The organism is Bradyrhizobium sp. 132, assembly GCF_023074185.1.
GTDB lineage: Bacteria > Pseudomonadota > Alphaproteobacteria > Rhizobiales > Xanthobacteraceae > Bradyrhizobium.
Genome location: NZ_JADPKY010000090.1, coordinates 18,406 through 38,848, shown reverse-complemented (window position 1 = coordinate 38,848; position 20,443 = coordinate 18,406). Strand labels below are relative to the sequence as shown.

The window sequence follows — 20,443 nt, the reverse complement described above, 5'->3', positions numbered from 1 at the left end:
GACGGGATCCGGAACGCCGCGCCGGGCCGACGTGGGATGCCAGCCTCTATATCCCCATGCGGGCCGCCTTGGCCGGTTGAGCCGAAAATCTGCGGGGCGCGCCGAATTTACCGCCCCTTATCGATTCTGCCTTAGTTTTGCGCAGCCAGGTCAGGGGGCGGGGCGCCACCGGATCGCGGCTGAACAGAAAATGGGGGTAGGAATGTCCGGGCGTATCGCGTCGTCCTCGAAGCGCACTATAATGCCGACCCTCAGGTTCCGGGCCAAGATCATTCTGGGTTTTGCCGCCGTGCTGGTGATCTCCGCCGGCAGCATGGCCTTCTCGTATTTTGGCTTCGAGCGGGTCTCGTCCGGGGTCGGGTCCTACCGCGCCAGCGTCACCGAGGCCGATCTCGCCCGTAATATCGACCGCGAGCTGCTCGCCTATCGCTCGGCCGTCAAATATTTCGTCGTCACCGGCAAGGAGGACGACGCCAAGGCGGCGCTGGACACCGAGGCCAACCTCAAGAACGCCATCGACCAGGCCACCAGGAGCGCCAAGAGGCCGGCGCGCCAGGAAAGCCTGGGCAAGCTCGCCAAGGAGTTTTCCAACTTCTCCGCGACCTTCGCAAAGGTCCTTCAGGCCAAGCGTGACAGCGCGCTGCTGGTGCAGAACCAGCTTACGCGCAACGCCAACCTCCTGAAATACAAGCTCGACGACATCGGCAACAACGCCTCCGATTCCGAGGCGCAGTCGATCGAGTTCGGCACCAAGCAGGTCAACGCCCAGTTCCAGACCGCGAACGCGGCGGCGACCAATTTCGTGCTGACGTCCGAGCAGGCGATTGCGACCAGCGCGCTGGCGCGGCTGAAATTCGTCGAGAACTCGCTCGGCGCTGTCTATTCCATGGACGACAAGATCGTCGCCGGCCTGAAGGAGGCCAAGGCGCTGTTAGGGGCCTATCGCGAAGCGCTGGAGAAGCTGATCGCCAACGCCAAGATGGTCGACGATCTCGTCACCGAGATGAGCGGCTCGGCCGGAGCGATCCTTCAGGGTGCCACCGCCATGAAGGCGGACCTCGTCGCCGAACAGCAGCGGCTGGAATCCGAATCGGAAGCGACCATCGGGAAGACCGAGCAACTGGTGCTGATGCTGGCCATCGGCGGCACGCTGCTCGGCGCGGTCCTCGCCTTCCTGCTCGGCACCGGCATTTCGCGTCCGATGATCGCGATGTGCAAGGCGATGCGCGAGCTTGCCTCGGGTAATTTCGACGTCGTGCTGCCGGGCCTGGGCCGCAAGGACGAGGTCGGCGAGATGGCCGGCGCGGTCGAGGAGTTCAAGGTGCAGGCCGTGGCCAAGGCCGAGCGCGACGCCGCCGCGAGCGAAGTCCAGAACAGGGAGCAGGCCGCAAGCCGCCGTTCCGAGCTGATTCGTTTCGCCGACGATTTCGAGAGCGCGGTCGGCGCCATCGTCTCCAACGTCTCGGCCTCCGCCGTGCAGCTGGAATCGGCGGCCTCGACGTTGACCCGCACCGCCGAGACCACGCAGAGCCTGTCGAGCCAGGTCGCCGACGTCTCCGAGCAGGCCTCCAGCAACATGCAGTCGGTCGCGACCGCGACGGAAGAGCTCTCGGCCTCGGTCGAAGAGATCGGCCGCCAGGTGCGCGATTCCAGCCGCATTGCCGAAGCTGCCGTGGTGCAGGCGAAGGAGACCGATGGTCGCATCGGCAAGCTCTCGCACGCCGCCCAGCAGATCGGCGAGGTCGTCAAGCTCATCACGGCGATTGCCGAGCAGACCAACCTTCTGGCGCTCAATGCCACCATCGAGGCGGCACGCGCCGGTGAAGCCGGCCGCGGCTTTGCAGTTGTCGCCAGCGAAGTGAAGTCGCTCGCGAGCCAGACCGCGAAGGCCACCGACGAGATCTCCTCGCACATCACGGGTATGCAGGGCGCGACTGCCGAATCGGTTGCGGCGATCAAGGAGATCGGCGCCACCATCGGCCAGATCTCGTCGATCTCGACGTCGATTGCGAGCGCAGTCGAGCAGCAGGGCGCGGCGACGCAAGAAATCGCGCGCAGCGTCCAGACCGTCGCACAGGGCACCCAGACCGCCGCCACCGACATCGGTCAGGTCAATCGCGGCGCCGCCGAGACCGGCTCGGCCTCGGAAGAGGTGCTGCACTCGGCCAAGACGCTGTCATCCGAAAGCACCCGGTTGCGCGCCGAGCTCGACCGCTTCATGGGGAATATCCGGGCGGCGTAGGGCTTCGTTACGGCAGAGCGAGCGGCGCGCTTTCCGCGCTCACTCCCTCCCGAACACCCGCTTCAGCTCCACCTTTGCTCGCTCCAGCCGCGTGCGCTGCGTCTGCGGCAGCGTCTTGCCAGCGCGGTTGATGTAGAACGTCAGCATCGACAGCGCCGAGCGATAGGCGCCGGTCTTGCGGCGCGCGCTGTGCTCGGCCGAGCGTTTCAGCGAAGTCGCGATCTTCTTCGCGCTTGTCAGCTTGAACACGCCGTGTTTGAGGTCGAGCGCGTCGCTCTCCTTCGTCACCCGCTGTGACCAGCGTTTCGGTGAGGCGCGTTTGGTGCCCTTGCGCGCCGCTGTTTTGCGAGAATGTGTCTTCCTTCTGACATGAGCCATGCGCCAACTCCTTGCGGCTCCACCGAAAACCAGCGGCGCGAACGGTCGTTCCAAGGGAACCTGCCCTCGCCGCAGACGTTGTCGCAGGTGGCAGGCGGAATGCCGCACCCCTTTGATCGGATCGACCGCGTCCACCTCCCGTGCCGGGGCGTCCATTGGTCAGATGCAACAACGCGATGGAATTGCAGCGAAGCGCAGCGCCGAATGATGGACCTGTGGTCTCCACGGCGGCTGCGGTCGATCGCATCATCGAGACCAGCATTCCCTCGCGACTCGACGCGCTGCCGTGGAGCGGCTTTCACACGCGCGTCGTGCTCGCGCTCGGCATCACCTGGATTCTGGATGGCCTCGAGGTGACGCTGGCCGGCGCGCTCTCCGGCGCGCTGAAGCAGAGTCCCACGATGCGTTTCTCCAATCTCGATCTCGGCGTTGCCAATTCCGCCTATCTTGCGGGTGCTGTGCTCGGCGCGCTCGGTTTCGGCTGGCTGACCGACCGCATCGGCCGCAAGAAGCTGTTCTTCATCACGCTTGCGCTCTATCTCTCGGCAACGGCCGCGACGGCTCTGTCATGGAACGTCGCGAGCTATGCGCTGTTTCGCTTCCTCACCGGCGCGGGCATCGGCGGCGAATACACCGCGATCAATTCGACCATCCAGGAACTGGTACCGGCGCGCTATCGCGGCTGGACCGATCTCGTCATCAATGGCAGCTTCTGGATCGGTGCTGCCATGGGCGCGGTGGCGGCCATCGTGCTGCTCGATCCCGCTGTGATCGGTCCCGATCTCGGCTGGCGTCTTGCTTATCTCATCGGCGCGGCCATCGGTCTCGTCGTGCTCTTGATGCGGATGTGGATTCCGGAGAGTCCGCGCTGGCTGATGATCCACGGTCATCCCGACCGGGCCCACAAGATCGTCGACGAGATCGAGCGCTCGGTGATCGGGCGCGACCAGGATACGAGCGACGGGCGCTTCACCAAGATCCGGCTGAAGATGCGCGATCACACGCCGATCCGGGAGGTCGTGCACACGCTGTTCTCGGTCTATCGCCAGCGGGCGATGGTCGGCCTCGTGCTGATGATCGCGCAGGCCTTCTTCTACAATGCCATCTTCTTCACCTTCGCGCTGGTGCTGACCGATTTTTACGGGATCAGCGCCGATCATGTCGGCTGGTATCTGCTCCCCTTCGCCGCCGGCAATTTCCTTGGTCCGCTGCTGCTCGGCCGGCTGTTCGATACGCTCGGCCGCCGCATCATGATCATGTTCACCTATGGCGCGTCGGGCCTGTTGCTGGCGCTGTCCGGCTATCTGTTTTCGATCGGTGCGCTGAGCGCACAGGGACAGACTATCGCCTGGATGGTGATCTTCTTCTTTGCCTCGCCCGCAGCGAGCGCCGCTTATCTCACAGTCAGCGAGACGTTCCCCCTGGAGGTCCGCGCGCTGGCGATCGCGGTCTTCTACGCGGTCGGCACCGGCATAGGCGGCGTGATCGGCCCCGCGCTATTCGGCGCGCTGATCGACACGGGATCACGCACCAGCGTGTTCGCCGGCTATTTGCTGGGGTCATTCCTGATGATCGCGGCCGCGATCGTGGCATGGCGCTATGCCGTCTCAGCGGAACGCAAATCGCTCGAAGAAATCGCGCGGCCGCTTGCATCTATGGAGTAGACTATGAAATCGGAACTGGCTGAACTGGATCAAAAGCGCACCATGGTCGACATTGAAGCGCCCGATGCGGTGCCGGTGCCTCACGCACTCGTGCCGCATCTCAACGAGACAGCGATTCTGCTCGACATCGACGGGACGCTGCTCGACCTGATGCCGACGCCGCGTGAGGTGTGGGTGCCGCCAAGCCTGTCGGAAACGCTGAACCGGCTGACGGAGCGCACGTCGGGCGCGCTGGCGATGGTCAGCGGCCGTTCGCTCAACGACATCGATCTGATCTTCGCGCCCGATGTATTTCGCGCCGTCGCCGGCCACGGCGCGGAGATGCGGCTTTCGGTGGATAACGAAGCCGATGCCGTCAGCGCGCCGCCGCTGGACAAGGAGTTGAAGCGGCGGCTCGCAGCGGTTGCCAAGCTCAGTCCCGGCATTCTGCTCGAGGACAAGGGTTATTCGCTGGCGCTGCACTACCGCCTCGCGCCGCATGCGGAGAAAGCGATCTATGAATCCGTTTCGCTGATCCGCGCCGATCTGCCCAATGCGCCGATCGAGGTGCTGCCGGGCAAGTTCGTCTGCGAGATCAAGCATTCCGGTTTCACCAAGGCGACCGGCGTGCGCGAGTTGATGACGCACGAGCCATTCAAGGGGCGCCGCCCGATCTTCATCGGCGACGACGTCACCGACGAGACCGTGTTCGCGATCATGCCCGACATGAACGGGCTCTCGTTCTCGGTGGGCCGCCGCGCCATCGGCGTCGACGGCCATTTCGATGCGCCGAACGATGTGCGCACATTCCTCGCGCGTCTGCTCGACGACACAAGATTGGAATAAGGCACCGACATCTCGAAGCCACATTTGGGCGCTCGCAATGGTTCCGGTGCGCGCGCTATTCGTGCTGCATGTCCCGGCCACCAAACCGGTTTTTGTTGAACGAAATCGGCATGTTCCCATCAGGAAAAACTGGTTCCAATGCGCGCGCCTGATTTTGGTTTCAATCCGAAGAAATGATGATCAGGAACCATATTGATGAACGGCAGTTAAATGGGGTGGAATGAACAGGAGGGGACGACCTGTGAACTTAATCGTCGTTTCAAATCGTGTTGCGCGCGGCAAACCTAACGAGCCGATGACGGGCGGGCTCGCGGCTGCGTTGCTTCCGGTCGTTGAGAATTCAGGCGCAATCTGGGTGGGTTCCTCAGGTCGCGTGCGGGATGGCCATCAAAAGGAACCGTTTGCCGAGATTGAAGCACTGGGTTCGGGTGCGATCGCAACGCTGGATCTGCCGGCGGCGCATTATGGCGGCTATTACGAAGGCTTTGCCAACTCAGCCTTGTGGCCGGCGCTGCACTCGCGCAGCGACCTGATCCGCGTCTCGCGTGATGACTATGTGAGCTATCGCGAGGTCAACGCCTTCATGGCGCGCGCCTTGATGCGCTTCCGGAAAGCACAAACGGCGTTCTGGGTGCAGGACTATCATTTCCTCGCGCTCGGCGCGGAACTGCGCCATCTCGGCGTCGATGACCCGATCGGCTTCTTCCTGCACACGCCGTGGCCGGTCGCCGCGGTGATGCAGGGCGTGCCCAATCATCGCGAGCTGATCACGGCGATGCTGGCCTACGATCTGCTCGGCTTCCAGACCAATGACGATTGCCAGAATTTTCTCGGCTATGTGGCGGGCGAACTGGGCCTCGTTGTCGAGGACGGGGTCGCGATTTCGCAGTATGGCCGAACTCGTTGCGAAGTCTTTCCGATCGGCATCGATGCCGAGAAGTTCGCGCAATACGCGGCGAAGTCGGTTTCGCATCCGGACGTGTCGCGGCTGCGCCGCAGCCTCAACGGCGAGCGGCTGGCAATCGGCGTCGACCGGCTCGACTATTCCAAGGGCCTCGTCAACCGCATCAGCGCATTCGACCGGCTCTGGACCGAGCATCCGCAGTTTGCGCGCAGCATCTCGCTGTTGCAGATCGCAAATCCCTCGCGCGGTGCGATCGAGGCCTATGGCAATCTCCAGAGCGAGGTCGCGCGTCTCGTGTCCGACGTGAACGGGCGCCACGGCGAGGCCGACTGGACACCGATCCGCTATCTCAACAAGGGATTTAGCCAGGCCGTGCTCTCGGGTCTCTACCGCACCGCGCAGATCGGCGTGGTGACGCCGCTGCATGACGGCATGAATCTGGTGGCCAAGGAATACGTCGCCGCGCAAAATCCGGCCGATCCCGGCGTGCTGGTGCTGTCGAAATTCGCCGGCGCGGCCAACGAACTCGACACTGCCCTCCTGGTCAATCCGCACGACATCGACGGCATGGCGCGCGCGATCGCGGTCGCGGCCGCGATGCCGCTCACCGAGCGCAAGATGCGCTGGGAAGCGATGATGAAGAAGCTGCGCGGCCACACCATCCAGCGATGGTCGGCGGATTTTGTCGCCCAGCTGGAGAAGTGCCGGACCGAAAAGGCCGCGGTGGCGCCGCTCGAAGCACAGCCGCCTCAGGCGTTGCGCTGGCTGAAGTCCGCGATCTCAGGTGTGCGGTTGATTTAGCTCTTGCTCGCCCGATTCTTATGGGAAGGGCCGAGGTGAGTGGCTACAGCCCTTCAGTAGCAATACGACACGCCCTCCAAAATCGCGCACTGCCGCTTGTTCGGCGCGTTCGGATCGTCCAGCGGCACCATGCCCTTGCCCTGGCCGACAAACACGCCAGGCCCGACATGCACTGAGCTTTTGTTGCCGATGATTACGCTCTGGTGCGGCGTCGAGCTCGAGCGCGTGCCGTCGGGCCAGAGGATGGCATCGCCCGAAAGCATCCCGCGCCGTCCGTCGTCGCAGCTCACGTCGACCCCTTGCCGGGTGCAGATTTGTGCAGCGGCCGGTCCGGCGACGGCGGCGGCAAGGGCCGAAATCAGGCTCATCGCGATGATGGCGTTACGGATGGTCATGGTGCTCCCGGTCGTGGTTGGGCATTTTCAAGTGAATCGTCGCACCAAACCCGCCGCCGGTTCGGCCCGTAGCGGGTTCCGAGCGCTGAGGCCGCGTCCGATATTATCTATGAAATACAAGATCTTACGGAAATTTCACCCGATTTCCCCGCGATCCCTTGCAAAATCATCGGCGCCCCTTCAAGAGAGTGCGCTCCGGAGAGATGGCCGAGTGGCTTAAGGCGCACGCTTGGAAAGCGTGTGTGCGGGAAACCGTACCGTGGGTTCGAATCCCACTCTCTCCGCCAATCGTCAAAACTAAGAAGAAAATTAGTCAGTATCGAGAAGGACCGCCGGCGGCGAAAGTCCAGGTGGCGGATTCCGGCTGGCATGTCGAGTGCGTGCTGGCAGGTGTCGTCCCTCATTGCGCGGGTAGGTGAAGCAGCCGCCTGAAATGCCGAAACATCTGCGACTGCGACTGTTCACGGTTCCAGCTCAGATGCACCGAAAGGGCCGGACTGCCATCGATGTCTATCGTGCTGAAGCGTCGGCCGGTCTCACCGACTACCGCGACATCGTCGACGATTGCTATCCCAACGCCTTCGTGCACAAGGCCTATCGCCGTTTCGATATGGCGGACCCGTATGCCAACGTGCGGCTCGATCCCAATTTCTCTAAACTGCTTTTCCGCGATCGAGCCGTGGGGCGTATGAGGCTCAAAAAGGATCAAGAACTTGTCCTTGAGGTCCGTAGCCGTCAGTTTGTCGAAAGCCGCCAACGGATCAGCAGACGGAACAAGCGCAACGAGTTTGCATGGACGCACGGGCACGCTTTCGATCAAAGGGTGAGCTACTGGAAAGATAGAAACTACACACTCTCCCTTTTGGAGGAGCAGGTAGTCGATGATCTGCTCCAACATCAGAACATCGATATGAAACTGCAGCTTCGGAAGGGCCTCGTGCATGCGGGCGATGACGTTGGGCACCACCGCACGACCCGGGCTGCCGGTGGCGCCGATTCGAAATAGTCCTCCGTCTCCGTTGACGAGGCGCTCAACCGCATTCCCTAGCTCGTCCAGCTCATCGAAGACCTTGCTTGCCAAACCCAGCAGCCGAATGGCCTCCCCCGTGGGGACAAGCCGCCCCTTGGTTCGCTTGAACAGGGTCAAACCGAGAATGTCCTCGCAACGCTGCACGATGCGCGAAACGCTGGGCTGCGTGGTGGCCAGGACTTTGGCCGCGCCATTCAAGGTGCCTGACGCCATAACCGCCCGGAACACCTCAATCTGGCGGAGGCTCAGGCGCCGCCTGTCCGCAGCGGTCTTCCTGACTTGTCCGTATTCGACGGAATCTTCACTCGTCCTGTCGGCAGTCATGTCGTCACCAACTGCTATGCCTTCAAGGCATAGAAGATGGCAAAAGCTTTCATTGTGTCAATAGGCCTGAGCAGGCTTCTCTGTTTCCAACCAACCAAAAGGAAACGGGAGGATCTCTCATGAGAAACCGCACGATTGCTGGGCTTGTGGCCTGCGCGATCTCGACTCTGGCTTCGATCGCCCACGCAGCCGATCCCGTGAAGGTCTGTGGGTTGAGGTTCACCTCGTCGGCCGCAAATTTCATTGCCGTCGAGAAAGGCTACTACGCAGACGAAGGGCTCGACATCACCCTTGCCTATTTCGATGCCGCGCAGCCTGTCGCCGTGGCCGTTTCGGCGGGCGCTTGCGATATCGGCGTCACCGGGTTCACGGCCGGCATGTATAATCTGGCCGGTCGGGGTACGTTGCGCATCATCGCAGGGGAAGCCTGGGAGGAGCGTGGCTATAAGTTCATCGGTTTCGTTGCTTCCAACGAGGCCTACGACAAAGGCCTCAGGAGCATCAGGGACTTGCCGGGCAAGCGTTTCGGGGTAACGCAGCTCGGTTCGACGTTCCACTACAATGTTGGAATGCTTACCGACAAATATGGCTGGGACAACAAGGCCGTTTCGGTCGTTCCACTGCAGTCGGTCGCCAACATGGTTGGCGCCGTCAAGTCTGGCGCGGTCGATGCTGCGGCGTTGCCATCCTTCGTTGCCAATCCGCTGAGCGCGGGAGGCGCGGTTAAACTACTTGGTTGGGTTGCGGCGGAAACACCGTGGCAGGTGTCCGGCGTCATCGCATCCAAGGACATGATCGACAAGCGCCGCAGCGTGGTCGAGCATTTCATCAAAGCCTATAAGCGCGCAACGGCCGAATACGACGCCGCATTCAATCATCTCGACGCCGGTGGCAAGCATGTCTTCGGCAAGGATGCTGAAGCGCTTTTCCCAATCATTGAAAAGTACACCAACACCTCGCGGGCCGTGGTGATGGATGGCCTGCCCTATGTCAACAAGCAGGCCAGCTACAATATCGCCAACGTCGCCGCGCAGCTCGACTGGTACAAGGCCCGCGGTTTTGTCGATGCCGGCGTCACCGTCGACAAAGTTGCCGATGCGTCCTTCGTAGAGGTCGTGAAGGAAAATTTTAAATAGCCGTCGATCCTCCCTGAGGAAGTCGAGAGAGGAAGCGAGCCATGGATCTGTCGGTTGCTGCGATCTCGCATTGGTATGGCGGCACCAATGCCCTTCAGAACGTCAGCTTTGATGTCAAAAGCGGGGAGGTGGTCTGCCTGATTGGTCCCTCGGGCTGCGGGAAATCGACCCTTTTAGGCATCATCGGAGGGCTGATCGCGCCTTCATCCGGCGAAGTCAGGCTGCGCGGGGCGCCTCCCGCGGGTTCGCTCAATCCGCTGACCTACGTGTTCCAGGATTTCGCTTTGTTGCCCTGGCGCACGGTCAGGGGAAACGTGGCCCTTGCGCTCGAAGAGCACAAGCTTCCGGCAGGCGAACTCGCCTCGCGCGTCGGCCGCGCGCTAGCGATGTGCGGGCTTTCGGACTTCGCGGAGGCCTTGCCCGGGCAACTATCGGGCGGCATGAAGCAACGTGTCGGCATTGCGCGCGCGATTGCCGTCACCCCGGCGGTGTTGCTGTTGGACGAACCCCTGTCCGCGCTAGACGCCCAGACACGTGACCTTCTGATCGAGGACTTGCTCGAGATTTTCCGGCGCGAATCCGCCACCGGCATCTGGGTGACACACAACCTCGATGAGGCGCTGAGGGTCGGAGACAAGGTCGTCGTGCTTTCGCGGAGGCCCGGCCGGCTCAAGAAGATCGTCCCAGTCGACATCCCGCGCGACCAGCGTGTGCTTCCGGAATCCGCGGCCGAAATGGCGAGACTGCACAATGAACTCTGGTCGCTGATCAAGGCAGAAGCCGTGATGGCGGATCGCGAGGTTGCCGATGTCTAGCGCACTCAAACTGGTGCAGGACGCGTCCCAGCGCAACTCCACGGGTTCTAAGGATGAAGGCCCGGAAGCGGTCGTCAGATTCCGTGGTGGCGGATTCGACCCTCGGCCGAATGCCTGGATCGGCTGGGCGGCGATCATCGGCCTTGTGGCGATCTGGCAGCTGGCAGCAGCGTCCGGATATCTTTCACCGTTGGTCCTCCCCAGCCCGGTTCAGGTCGGAAGCGCACTCCTCAAGATGGCGGCCGCCGACGATTTCACGAGCCAGGTGTCCGCTTCGCTCTCGCGCGTGGCGAGCGGATGGCTCATCGGCACGATCATGGGACTGATCGTCGGCTGCGCCATGGGTGTTTTCTCGATCGCCCGGGCCGGCGCGCTGCCCATCGTCTCCGGGCTTTATCCCATTCCAATGATCGCCATCCTGCCGTTGCTGATCGTATGGCTCGGCATCGGAGAGAGTTCCAAGACCGCCGTTATCGTCCTCGGCGTCTTCTCGCCGACCGTGATCAGCACATTCAGTGCGGTGGACAATGTTCCGCGCGGCCTGATCCGCATGGGACAAAGCTTCGGACTTTCCTGGCGCTCCATAGTGCTCAAGATCATCCTGCCTGGCTCGCTTCCCGGCGTCCTTGCCGGGTTTCGGATCACTGCGGCGATCGCGCTGATCCTTCTGGTGTCTGCCGAAATGATCGGCGCCGAATATGGCATCGGCGCGCTGATCCTGCTCGCCGGAAATCTCATGCAGACGGACCGGCTCGTTGCGGGCGTTCTCCTGCTCTCGGCGACAGGGCTGGTGATTTCCTGGCTGCTCGGCCGGCTCGAAAAGGCGCTGCTGAAATGGCGATGAACTCTGCAACTCATATCGTTTCCAAAACGTCTGGAGCCACAAGACTGGAAGCAGACATTTGCGTCGTCGGCAGCGGTGCTGCAGGTTCGATGGCGGCACTGACAGCCGCAAGACTCGGTCTCAAGACCGTCCTTGTTGAAGCGATGCCAAATGTCGGCGGGCAGTTGGTCGGGACATTGCTTGGAACGATCTGCGGGCTCTACGACAATGGACCGCAGCCACGTCGGCTCACATTCGGTCCTGTCGACGACCTGCTGAAGGACCTTTGGCAGCGCAATGCTATTCATGCGCGTCGCGCTCTGAATACGCTGGTGCTGCAATATGATGAAGCGTTGACGGGACGCTGGACCGAACGAGCGCTTCGCGACGCCGGGGTGGAACTCGTTCTCGGAGGCGTGGTCCGCAACGCCTCTATGGTGGACCGTCGGGTCACGACGCTTGATGTAGCGACCCGCTGGGGCGACCTCAAAATCTCCGCTCACGGATTCATCGATGCTTCCGGAGATTCCACCGTCGCATGGCACGCGGGACTTCCGGTGCGCGAACCCGACGAAGCACAATGGGGAACTCAGATGTTCATCATAGAAGGCTTCGAAGTTGACAAGGCCGACCTGATCGACGGGTTCAAGGTCGAGGAAGCCTTGCGGCGCCGCAGTAGCGAATTCGGTTTGCCCCGCAGGGACGGGTTCATTTTCAAATACCCCGGCCGTGATATCGCAACCGTCAACATGACGCACATCCCCAATCCCACAGAACCGATCGCCGCCGCCGAAGCGGCTTTGGCGGGCAAGGACCAAGCCGATGTGCTGATGGAATTCTTCAAATCGGAGTACCCTGAAGTTATGGCCAACGCCCGCATCCGATCTTACGGGCAGCCAGGCATTCGTCAGACACGCTGGTACGTGGCCGATCATCATCTCACCCTTGATGAAGTGCGCGGCGGCCGGCGACCGAAGGACGCGGTGGCTCGCTGCACCTGGCCCGTCGAGGCCCACAACTCCGCCGAGCGCGTCTATTGGGAAGAGTTTGAAGATCCAGACCACATGCACTATGTGCCGCTTTCCAGCATGATCCATCGCGACGCCGACAATCTCGTCGCAGCCGGGCGCTGCATCGATGGAGACACGGCGGCGCTTGCCTCGGTACGCGTGATGGGTCCATGCTTCGCGATGGGGCAGGCGGCTGCACATGCGCTAAAACTCGCTGGCGTCGGGTCCGTCCGGGACGTGTCGTTTGCAGAGCTCGAATGCGCTCTTCGCGCCAATCTGGAGAACTTCGCAGTCGATCCGTGGACGGAGAGCGCGATATGAATGCGCCCGGTGCGCTCCACTCGTCATCTTACGATGTTGACCTCTACTCCGACGAGGTGATCCTCGATCCTTACGATCATTATCGAGCCATCCGCGAACTCGGCTCGGTCGTGTATCTGCCTAAGCACAATCTGTGGACCATGAGTCGCCATGCCGATGTGAAGGCTGCACTGCTGAATCACGAACTGTTTTCGAGCGCCAAGGGCGTCGCTGCCAACGATGTACTTAATACCGCCGGCCTTGGTAACACCATCACAAGCGATCCTCCTGATCACACGCGCATGCGCTCGATTATCCGCGAGCCGCTCACAGTTCCCGCGCTGCGCAAAATATCGCCATCGGTGAAGGACGAGGCTGAGGCCGTTGTCGAGCGTCTCGTCCGGCTGGGCGAATTCGAAGTCATGAGCGAACTGGCGCAATATCTACCGGTCACGATCGTCTCGCGCCTTGTCGGTCTGCCTGAGGAAGGCCGCGGCAACATGCTGAAATGGGCGGGCGCGACCTTCGACGCGCTCGGACCCATGAATGGACGTGCGCAGGCGGCCATGCCGAAGATCGAAGAGCTGCACGCCTATTGCAGGAACCCGGCGACGATCGGATCGCTGCGCCCCGATGGCTGGGCCGCCGCGATCTGGAGGGCGGCGGAACGTGGTGATATTCCGCGCGACAAATGTCCGGCCATGATGCGTGATTATATCAGCCCGAGCCTCGACACCACCATCTTTGCCACGGGGAACATCGTGCGCGCGTTCGCAAGATTTCCGGATCAATGGGACTTGGTGCGACGCGACTGGAGCCTCATATCGGGCGCGATCAATGAAGGCATTCGATGGGAGTCGCCCGTGCGCGGCTTCACCCGCGTGCTCACGCGGGATGCAGAGTTCGACGGTGTCGAGTTGCCAGCGGGCACGCGGATGTTGCTGCTTTATGCCTCTGCGAACCGGGATGAACGTGCCTGGAAAAGCCCCGAGATATTCGATGTGCGTCGCGACACACGGGACCATATCGGCTTCGGGTTCGGCCCGCATATCTGCGTCGGGATGCATCTTGCTCGTCTCGAAATCACATGCCTGTTGCAGGCGCTGGCGAAGCGCGTCACCCGTTTCGTCATCCGTGACGAGCAATGGGGCATCAACAACGCGCTGCGCGGTCTCAAGACCATGCATGTCGAGGTCATGATAGGCGAGGACCGGGAAGCCAAGCGCGATCAGCCGATTTCACTGGCCGAGCCGCTCAACCATCTCGCGGTTACCGTCGCCGGAATCGTCGAAGTCGCGAAGGACATATGGCTGGTCACATTGCGATCGGCCAATGGCTCGCCCTTGCCCGAGGCGTCGCCGGGCGCGCACATCGACGTGCACCTGCCCAACGGCTTGACTCGGCAATATTCGGTTGTACTCGGCAAGGGCGGTGCGGGCAGAATTCAGATCGGCGTGAAACGCGAGCACGCGGGCCTGGGCGGCTCAGCCTTCATTTTCGAGAAGCTGCGAGTCGGCGACGACATCCGGATATCAGGACCGCGCAACAACTTTCCGCTGGTCGAAATCGCGCGGAACAGCGTGTTCATCGCAGGCGGGATCGGCGTCACGCCCATCATCAGCATGAAGCGCCGCGCCGCGCAGCTCGGCTTGACGCATCGACTCTACTTCGCGGCTCGCGCCGAATCCGAAGTTGCGTTTCTCGATGAATTGTCGGGTGATCCGAATGTTCATCTCCACATCGACGAAGAGGCCGGCTCGGTACTCGATCTCGCAAGCATCGAGGCCGGTGCGCCGGCGGACACGCATTTCTATTGCTGCGGGCCGAAGCCGATGATGCAAGCATTCGAACGGATTTTCGCTGTCCGACCGAAGGAATGCGTGCATCTCGAATATTTCTCGGCCAGGCACGAAGCGGCGCGGAGCGGTGGCTTTGACGTCGAACTCGCCGGCAGCGGCCGCATCGTCAGGGTCGAGCCGGGCGAGCGCATCGTCGATGCGCTCCGCCGGGTCGGTGTCGAGGTGCCGGTATCGTGCGAGCAGGGTGTTTGCGGTTCATGCGAAACGCAGGTCCTCGCCGGCGAGCCGGACCACCGGGATTCTGTGTTGAGCGCCGAGGAAAAGGCCGCGAATAAATCGATGATGGTATGCTGTGGTGGCTGCAAAGGCGATCGCCTGGTTCTTGATCTGTAGGCTGGCGAGAAGTGATGAACCTTTGCGGCGTATCCGATCCTTGCCATCGCTCCAGCACCTTCGAAAAGTTCTGCGACAAGGAGCGCAAGCGGTGCCGCTGCGCTTGGTGTCCTCCATGCCCAGCACCTCAATTCCGACTCTGTGTTCGGCGTCAAGAGATCGCTCGTTGCGTCCTATGAGAGGTTCGACCGCGAATTCACTCCGTGGCGTTCCCATTTCGATTTCATCTTGACGCTAGAGGAATTCTCGGACGGCAAGACGTCGCATACCCCGCTCGTCGAGCGCGAGGCGCCATCCGGTCCGCGACACCCTTCCATCGGCGATCGTTGCCGACATGGCGATGCTATGCGGCTGCAGGCAAATGCTCCGATTGGTCGCTATCCAAATAGGGGCGTCAAAAACCCGGTCGCGACGCGGCAATCTTGGCGGTAGTGCGTTCCGTTGTTCAGCCAATACGTGGTCATGGGAAAACACCTAAAGGTTCATGAGCGTATCTCGCGCGCCTTCGGCCGCGCCGGCGCGCCATGCAGAAACGCGCCTGTACACGGGCGCGTGACCTCCATAACTTCCGCGGCGCAATTTGAGGAGACGCGACGTGGCGAAGAAAACGGCGACCAGGAAGAAAAGTGCTGCGAAGAAAGCAGCAAAGACCTCCGGCAAGACGAGCGCCGTTCGCAAAAGCGTGTTTGCGAAGGCTGCAACGAAGCCGGTCAAGAAGGCCACTCCGCGCAAATCGTCCGCACCGCGCCGTCCCAGGGGCCCGGCCTGGCAATGGTCGGCGGTCGAGACCGCAGCCGCAATCCGCTCCGGCGCCATCTCCGCGGTCGAGACCGTCGAGGCGCATCTCGAGCGGATGCGTGCCGTCAATCCGAGGCTGAACGCCGTCGTCGTCGATCTCTCGGAGGAGGCGCTGGCTGCGGCGCATGCGGCCGACAAGCAGCGCGCGAAGGGCGGCGAACTCGGCCTCCTGCACGGCGTACCGATCACGATCAAAGAGAATGTCGATTACGAAGGCCGTCCGAACTTCAACGGCGTGCCGGCGAACAAGGATCTCGTTGCGCCGTCGGATTCGCCCGTGGTGCGCAACCTGAAGAAGGCCGGCGCGGTGGTTATCGGCCTCACCAACACCCCGGAATTCTCTTTCCGCGGCTTCACCGACAATCCCTTGCACGGGCTGACGCTCAATCCCTGGGATCCTGATATCACCTGCGGTGGCTCCTCGGGCGGCGCGGGTTCGGCGGTCGCCGCCGGCATCGGCACTATCGCGCACGGCAACGACATCGGCGGCTCGCTGCGCTGGCCGGCGCATTGCAACGGCGTTGCGACCATCAAGCCGACGCAGGGACGTATTCCGGCATTCAACGCAAGCGCAACCGCCGAGCGGCCGATGCTGGCGCATCTGATGTCGGCGCAGGGGCCGCTCGCCCGCCACGTCGCCGACATCAGGCTCGCGCTGGAAGTGATGAGCCAGCGCGATCCGCGCGATCCCTGGTGGGTGCCGGCGCCGCTGGTGGGACCGAAGCCGAAGGGGCCGATCAAGGTCGCGCTCGCCAAGATTCCTGAAGACATGGACGTCGATCCGTCCGTGCGCACGGCGTTGCGTCAGGCCGCCGATCATCTGGAGCGTTCCGGCTATCGGGTCAGCGAGGTCGATGTGCCCGACATCGACGGCGTCTGGCAGACCTGGTGCGACATCATCACCAATGAGACGATGGTGTTGCAGGAGGCCGGCATGCTGAAGGTGACGTCTGAAGACTTCCACAAGGCGTGGGGCGGCATGAAGGCCAAGGCCAATGTGCTCGACCTCAAGGCCTGGATGCAGGCGACTGCCGCGCGCAACGGCCACATCCGCGCCTGGCAGCTGTTCTTCGAGGAATATCCGGTCGTGCTGGCGCCGACCACGGTGAAGCCGACGCCGGGCCCGCGTGAAGACACCGTCAGTGCCGAACGCGTGCGCGAGATCTTCTGGGGCGAGATCCGCTTCATCTCCGCGATCAACGTGCTGGGTTTGCCGGGCGCCGTGGTGCCGGTGACGCTGCACGATGGCAAGCCGATCGGCGTGCAGCTCATCGCCGGGCGCTATCGCGAGGACCTCGCGCTCGATGCGGCGGCCGCGATCGAGAAGCGGGCCGGCGTGCTCGCCCATCGGCTGTGGGAACAGATGGATTGATAGACAGCGAAGGCCTCACCTTCTCCCCTTGCAAAAGGGGAGAAGGAAACCGCTCAGCCAGCAGCGCAAAAACTCATTAATCCAATTTGACTCGAATTTTAGCCAATTCCCCAACAATCGTTAGGGTTACTTCCTCGATCTCTAGACGAATTATTGTCCGCTTTACCACCCGCCTCTAACAGAGGGACGGCGGACACCGCACATGCCTCATACAGGCCAATAAGTGCGGCCCGCTCCACGCGGAGGTGGCACGATGCGCAACGAGACGATCGCTATTCACGCCGGCTACGAGCCCGAAGCCACCACGCACGCGGTTGCCGTGCCGATCTACCAGACCGCGGCTTACGCCTTCGACAGCGCCGATCACGGCGCGGCGCTCTTCAATCTCGAGGCCGAAGGCTATCGCTACAGCCGCATCGCCAATCCGACCAGCGCGGTGCTGGAAAAGCGTATCGCCGAGCTCGAGGGCGGCGTCGGCGCGCTTGCGGTCGCGACCGGGCAGGCGGCGCTGCATTTCGCCTTCGTCAACGTCGCCGATCACGGCGGCAACATCGTTTCCATGCCGCAGCTCTACGGCACCACGCATACGCTGCTCTCGCACATCCTGCCGCGGCAGGGCATCACCGGCCGCTTTGCCGAGAGCGACAAGCCTGAGGCGGTCGAAAAGCTGATCGACGAGAACACCCGCGCCGTGTTCGCCGAAACCATCGGCAATCCCGCCGGCAATGTCTGCGATATCGAGGCGCTGGCAAAGATCGCTCACGCGCACGGTGTGCCGCTGATCGTCGACAATACGGTTGCAACCCCAATCCTGCTCAAGCCGTTCGATTACGGCGCCGACATCGCCGTGCATTCGCTGACCAAATTCCTGGGCGGCCACGGCACCACGCTCGGCGGCGCCATCGTCGATTCCGGCAACTTCCCCTGGGCCAGGTACGCGGACCGCTTCCCCGGTTACAACAAGCCGGACGCCTCGTACCACGGCCTCGTCTATGCCGAGCGCTTCGGCCGCACTGCCTATATCGAGCGCGCGCGGAGCATCTATCAACGCACCATGGGTTCGGTGCTGTCGCCGTTCAACGCCTTCCTGCTGATCCAGGGCATCGAGACCGTGGCGCTGCGCATGGAGCGCCACTGCGAGAATGCCCGCAAGGTCGCCGAATTCCTGCGTAAGGACCCGCGCGTCGCCTGGGTCAACTACACCGGTTTCCCGGACAGTCCCCATTATCCGCTGGTGCAGAAATATCTCGACGGCAACGCGTCCTCGCTGTTCACCTTTGGCATCAAGGGCGGCATGGAAGCAGGAAAGTCCTTCTACGATGCGCTGAAGCTGATCACGCGCCTGGTCAATATCGGCGATGCCAAGTCGCTGGCCTGCCATCCGGCATCGACCACGCACCGGCAGATGTCGGCGGAGCAGCAGCGGGTCGCTGGCGTCTTGCCGGAAACGATTCGTCTCTCGATCGGTATCGAACATTCCGCCGATATCATTGAGGACATCGGCCAAGCGCTGGAAAAGGCCTGCCCGTCCGCGCGCCTCCAGGCCGCGGAGTAGGCGGCGGCAGCGATGACGATCTTGATCGACAGGGATCAAGGCATATCGAGCCCGGCGCTGGTGCCGGGAGAGGGCGATCTTGCGCGCGAGCGCGGCGGCGCCGAGCTCACCATCGGCCTGATCAACAACATGCCGGATCCGGCGCTGAAGGCGACCGAGCGGCAGTTCATGAAGCTGCTCCAGGCCGCCGCGGGCCCGCGCCGCATCCGCTTCCACTGCTTCTCGCTGCCCTCGGTGAAGCGCTCGCCGGAAGCGAAGTGGCACGTCGAGAGCGAATATTCGGAACTCACCGAGCTGAGGCGCCACAAGTTCGACGGGCTGATCGTGACCGGCGCCGAGCCGGTTGCGCCCGAGCTCGACCAGGAGCCATACTGGCGCGATCTCACCGAGCTGATCGACTGGGCCAAGGTCAACACGCGCTCGACGATCTGGTCGTGCCTCGCCGCGCATGCGGCGGTGCTGCATCTCGATCGTATCGAACGGCGGCGGCTTCCGGCCAAATGTCACGGCATTTTCGACTGCAAAGCCGTGACCGGCGATCCGCTGACGCGCGCCGCGCCTGCGCCGCTCAAGGTTTCGCATTCGCGTCTCAACGAGATCGTCGAGGGCGACCTCGCGCAGGCCGGCTACCAGGTGCTGACCCGTTCGGCAAAGGTCGGCGTCGATGTCTTCGTCCGGCAATATGCCAGCCGCTTCGTGTTTTTCCAAGGCCACCCTGAATATGACGCGCTGTCGCTTCAGCGCGAATATCTGCGCGACATCGGCCGTTATCTCGCGCGCGAGCGCGACAATTATCCGCATCTGCCCGCGAGCTATTTTGACGTTGCGACCGAGGAGAAGCTTGGCCGCTTCGAGAAGCAGGCGAGGCACCAGCGCCACCCCACGCTCGGCAACGATCTGCCTGCGCTGAATTTGCGTGCCGATATCGACGCCGGCAGCGCCGCGGCGGCATTGTTTCGGAACTGGCTGCAATATCTCGGCGCCGAGGCCGACGCGTCGGTGCTCGTGCGTTAGGTCTGGACAACGGGTTCGACGTTAGGACTAACCAAGTGTGAAGCTTGCCTCAAGCAGCGAACGAATGCTTCAGTGACGGGGCGGCACAAACAGGGAAAGCGATTCGTGTGGTCGGCACTCCAGGGACGCGTGAGCAATCGGCTGGCCCGGCATTTCCGTGCCGCGCCGCACCGCCTGCCCGCGCATGCGCCCATGGTGAGCTTCACCTTCGACGACGCCCCCGATAGCGCCGCAGGCGAGGGCGCCGAGCTTCTGGAGCAGCATGGCGGCCGCGGCACGTTCTATCTCGCCGGTAGCCTGGTCGATCGCCCCTCGGACCATTGGCACGGCCTGTCAAACGACGCCGTGGTGCGGCTTCACCGCGCCGGGCACGAGATCGCCTGCCACACCTTCTCGCACCAGAGTGCGGTCAATCTCGACGAGCCCGCCATGGCCCGCGAGATCGACCGGAACCGCGGCCATTTTCGCGATATTGATTCCTCGATTACGCTGGAAAATTTCGCTTACCCCTATGGTATTGCCTCGGTCTGGCGCAAACCGCAGCTCGCCAAAACCTTCCGCTCGGCGCGCGGCATCCTTCCCGGCGTCAATCGCGACGTCATCGATCTCCAGTTCCTGCGCGCCTCGCCCCTGGTCGATTGCGAGATCGATGTTGCGGGTGTCGATCGCTATTTCGACGAGGCGGTCGACAGCGGCGGATGGCTGATCTTCTACGGTCATGACGTCGCCAACGCGCCGAGCCCGTATGGCTGCACGCCGCACCTGATGCGCCATGCGCTGCAGGCGGCCGGGAAGCGCGACATGCCGATCGTGACGGTCGCGGAAGCGCTGCGAAGGATCGGGGCGTAGCTTCTTCTTCCTTCTC

16 protein-coding genes, 1 tRNA gene and 1 pseudogene are annotated in these 20,443 nt (G+C 62.6%); 15 read left to right on the top strand and 3 right to left on the bottom strand.

Features of this window, described 5'->3' with window-relative positions:
* The first annotated feature begins 202 nt into the window (after window positions 1-202).
* A complete protein-coding gene (locus IVA74_RS15225; RefSeq protein ID WP_247345047.1) occupies window positions 203-2,242 on the top strand; it encodes a HAMP domain-containing methyl-accepting chemotaxis protein in 2,040 nt (679 codons plus the stop codon).
* A gap of 39 nt (window positions 2,243-2,281) precedes the next feature.
* On the opposite strand, the gene IVA74_RS15220 is transcribed toward IVA74_RS15225, so the two are convergent.
* Entirely contained in the window at window positions 2,282-2,620 is a 339-nt protein-coding gene (locus IVA74_RS15220; protein ID WP_247345211.1) for a DUF3175 domain-containing protein, read from the bottom strand.
* A gap of 176 nt (window positions 2,621-2,796) precedes the next feature.
* Between IVA74_RS15220 and IVA74_RS15215 the strand changes: the two genes are divergently transcribed.
* The 3 genes from IVA74_RS15215 (at window position 2,797) to IVA74_RS15205 (ending at window position 6,814) form a co-directional block, all read left to right on the top strand.
* Window positions 2,797-4,284, top strand: coding sequence for an MFS transporter (locus IVA74_RS15215; RefSeq protein ID WP_247345044.1), 1,488 nt, complete (start codon window positions 2,797-2,799; stop codon window positions 4,282-4,284).
* Between the two features lie 3 nt (window positions 4,285-4,287).
* Window positions 4,288-5,109 carry a trehalose-phosphatase gene (otsB, locus tag IVA74_RS15210; protein WP_247345041.1) on the top strand — a complete coding sequence of 274 codons (822 nt, stop codon included), beginning with the start codon at window positions 4,288-4,290 and terminating at the stop codon, window positions 5,107-5,109.
* Between the two features lie 241 nt (window positions 5,110-5,350).
* Window positions 5,351-6,814: a trehalose-6-phosphate synthase gene (locus IVA74_RS15205; protein ID WP_247345037.1), complete on the top strand. Its 1,464-nt coding sequence runs from the start codon at window positions 5,351-5,353 to the stop codon at window positions 6,812-6,814.
* A gap of 53 nt (window positions 6,815-6,867) precedes the next feature.
* Here IVA74_RS15205 and IVA74_RS15200 read toward each other — a convergent pair whose 3' ends face one another.
* Entirely contained in the window at window positions 6,868-7,209 is a 342-nt protein-coding gene (locus IVA74_RS15200) for a hypothetical protein (protein WP_247345034.1), read from the bottom strand.
* Between the two features lie 197 nt (window positions 7,210-7,406).
* Between IVA74_RS15200 and IVA74_RS15195 the strand changes: the two genes are divergently transcribed.
* Window positions 7,407-7,496, top strand: a tRNA-Ser gene (locus IVA74_RS15195).
* 113 nt (window positions 7,497-7,609) lie between these two features.
* On the opposite strand, the gene IVA74_RS15190 is transcribed toward IVA74_RS15195, so the two are convergent.
* A complete protein-coding gene (locus IVA74_RS15190) occupies window positions 7,610-8,563 on the bottom strand; it encodes a LysR family transcriptional regulator (RefSeq protein ID WP_247345031.1) in 954 nt (317 codons plus the stop codon).
* Between the two features lie 146 nt (window positions 8,564-8,709).
* Between IVA74_RS15190 and IVA74_RS15185 the strand changes: the two genes are divergently transcribed.
* The 10 genes and pseudogenes from IVA74_RS15185 to IVA74_RS15140 all read left to right on the top strand — a co-directional run bounded on the left by IVA74_RS15185 (window position 8,710) and on the right by IVA74_RS15140 (window position 20,427).
* Window positions 8,710-9,699, top strand: coding sequence for an ABC transporter substrate-binding protein (locus tag IVA74_RS15185; RefSeq protein ID WP_247345027.1), 990 nt, complete (start codon window positions 8,710-8,712; stop codon window positions 9,697-9,699).
* 41 nt (window positions 9,700-9,740) lie between these two features.
* Window positions 9,741-10,514 (top strand): ABC transporter ATP-binding protein, encoded by a 774-nt coding sequence (locus tag IVA74_RS15180; RefSeq protein ID WP_247345024.1) that lies wholly within the window; start codon window positions 9,741-9,743, stop codon window positions 10,512-10,514.
* Entirely contained in the window at window positions 10,507-11,358 is an 852-nt protein-coding gene (locus tag IVA74_RS15175) for an ABC transporter permease (RefSeq protein ID WP_247345021.1), read from the top strand. The genes IVA74_RS15180 and IVA74_RS15175 overlap by 8 nt, the downstream gene beginning before the upstream one ends.
* Window positions 11,349-12,668 carry an FAD-dependent oxidoreductase gene (locus IVA74_RS15170; RefSeq protein WP_247345018.1) on the top strand — a complete coding sequence of 440 codons (1,320 nt, stop codon included), beginning with the start codon at window positions 11,349-11,351 and terminating at the stop codon, window positions 12,666-12,668. Before IVA74_RS15175 ends, IVA74_RS15170 begins: the two co-directional genes overlap by 10 nt.
* Entirely contained in the window at window positions 12,665-14,839 is a 2,175-nt protein-coding gene (locus IVA74_RS15165; protein ID WP_247345015.1) for a cytochrome P450/oxidoreductase, read from the top strand. The genes IVA74_RS15170 and IVA74_RS15165 overlap by 4 nt, the downstream gene beginning before the upstream one ends.
* Before the next feature lie 123 nt (window positions 14,840-14,962).
* Window positions 14,963-15,073 (top strand): annotated as a pseudogene (locus IVA74_RS15160) (6-chlorohydroxyquinol-1,2-dioxygenase); the annotation flags it as partial.
* A 361-nt stretch (window positions 15,074-15,434) separates the two neighbouring features.
* On the top strand, window positions 15,435-17,009 hold the full coding sequence (locus IVA74_RS15155; protein WP_247345012.1) for an amidase family protein: 1,575 nt from the start codon (window positions 15,435-15,437) through the stop codon (window positions 17,007-17,009).
* A gap of 253 nt (window positions 17,010-17,262) precedes the next feature.
* Entirely contained in the window at window positions 17,263-18,564 is a 1,302-nt protein-coding gene (locus IVA74_RS15150) for an O-acetylhomoserine aminocarboxypropyltransferase/cysteine synthase family protein (protein WP_247345009.1), read from the top strand.
* A gap of 12 nt (window positions 18,565-18,576) precedes the next feature.
* Window positions 18,577-19,578: a homoserine O-succinyltransferase gene (locus tag IVA74_RS15145; protein ID WP_247345006.1), complete on the top strand. Its 1,002-nt coding sequence runs from the start codon at window positions 18,577-18,579 to the stop codon at window positions 19,576-19,578.
* Window positions 19,579-19,683: 105 nt separating this feature from the next.
* Window positions 19,684-20,427 (top strand): polysaccharide deacetylase family protein, encoded by a 744-nt coding sequence (locus tag IVA74_RS15140; RefSeq protein ID WP_247345003.1) that lies wholly within the window; start codon window positions 19,684-19,686, stop codon window positions 20,425-20,427.
* Window positions 20,428-20,443: the final 16 nt, after the last annotated feature.

Bases quoted from the DNA above. Each gene is read 5' to 3' on its own strand.
- IVA74_RS15220 (WP_247345211.1), bottom strand. From the start codon at position 2,620: ATGGCTCATGTCAGAAGGAAGACACATTCTCGCAAAACAGCGGCGCGC.
- IVA74_RS15215 (WP_247345044.1), top strand. From the start codon at position 2,797: ATGGAATTGCAGCGAAGCGCAGCGCCGAATGATGGACCTGTGGTCTCC.
- IVA74_RS15225 (WP_247345047.1), top strand. From the start codon at position 203: ATGTCCGGGCGTATCGCGTCGTCCTCGAAGCGCACTATAATGCCGACC.
- IVA74_RS15170 (WP_247345018.1), top strand. From the start codon at position 11,349: ATGGCGATGAACTCTGCAACTCATATCGTTTCCAAAACGTCTGGAGCC.
- IVA74_RS15150 (WP_247345009.1), top strand. From the start codon at position 17,263: ATGCGCAACGAGACGATCGCTATTCACGCCGGCTACGAGCCCGAAGCC.
- IVA74_RS15175 (WP_247345021.1), top strand. From the start codon at position 10,507: ATGTCTAGCGCACTCAAACTGGTGCAGGACGCGTCCCAGCGCAACTCC.
- IVA74_RS15145 (WP_247345006.1), top strand. From the start codon at position 18,577: ATGACGATCTTGATCGACAGGGATCAAGGCATATCGAGCCCGGCGCTG.
- IVA74_RS15165 (WP_247345015.1), top strand. From the start codon at position 12,665: ATGAATGCGCCCGGTGCGCTCCACTCGTCATCTTACGATGTTGACCTC.
- IVA74_RS15190 (WP_247345031.1), bottom strand. From the start codon at position 8,563: ATGACTGCCGACAGGACGAGTGAAGATTCCGTCGAATACGGACAAGTC.
- IVA74_RS15200 (WP_247345034.1), bottom strand. From the start codon at position 7,209: ATGACCATCCGTAACGCCATCATCGCGATGAGCCTGATTTCGGCCCTT.
- otsB (WP_247345041.1), top strand. From the start codon at position 4,288: ATGAAATCGGAACTGGCTGAACTGGATCAAAAGCGCACCATGGTCGAC.
- IVA74_RS15180 (WP_247345024.1), top strand. From the start codon at position 9,741: ATGGATCTGTCGGTTGCTGCGATCTCGCATTGGTATGGCGGCACCAAT.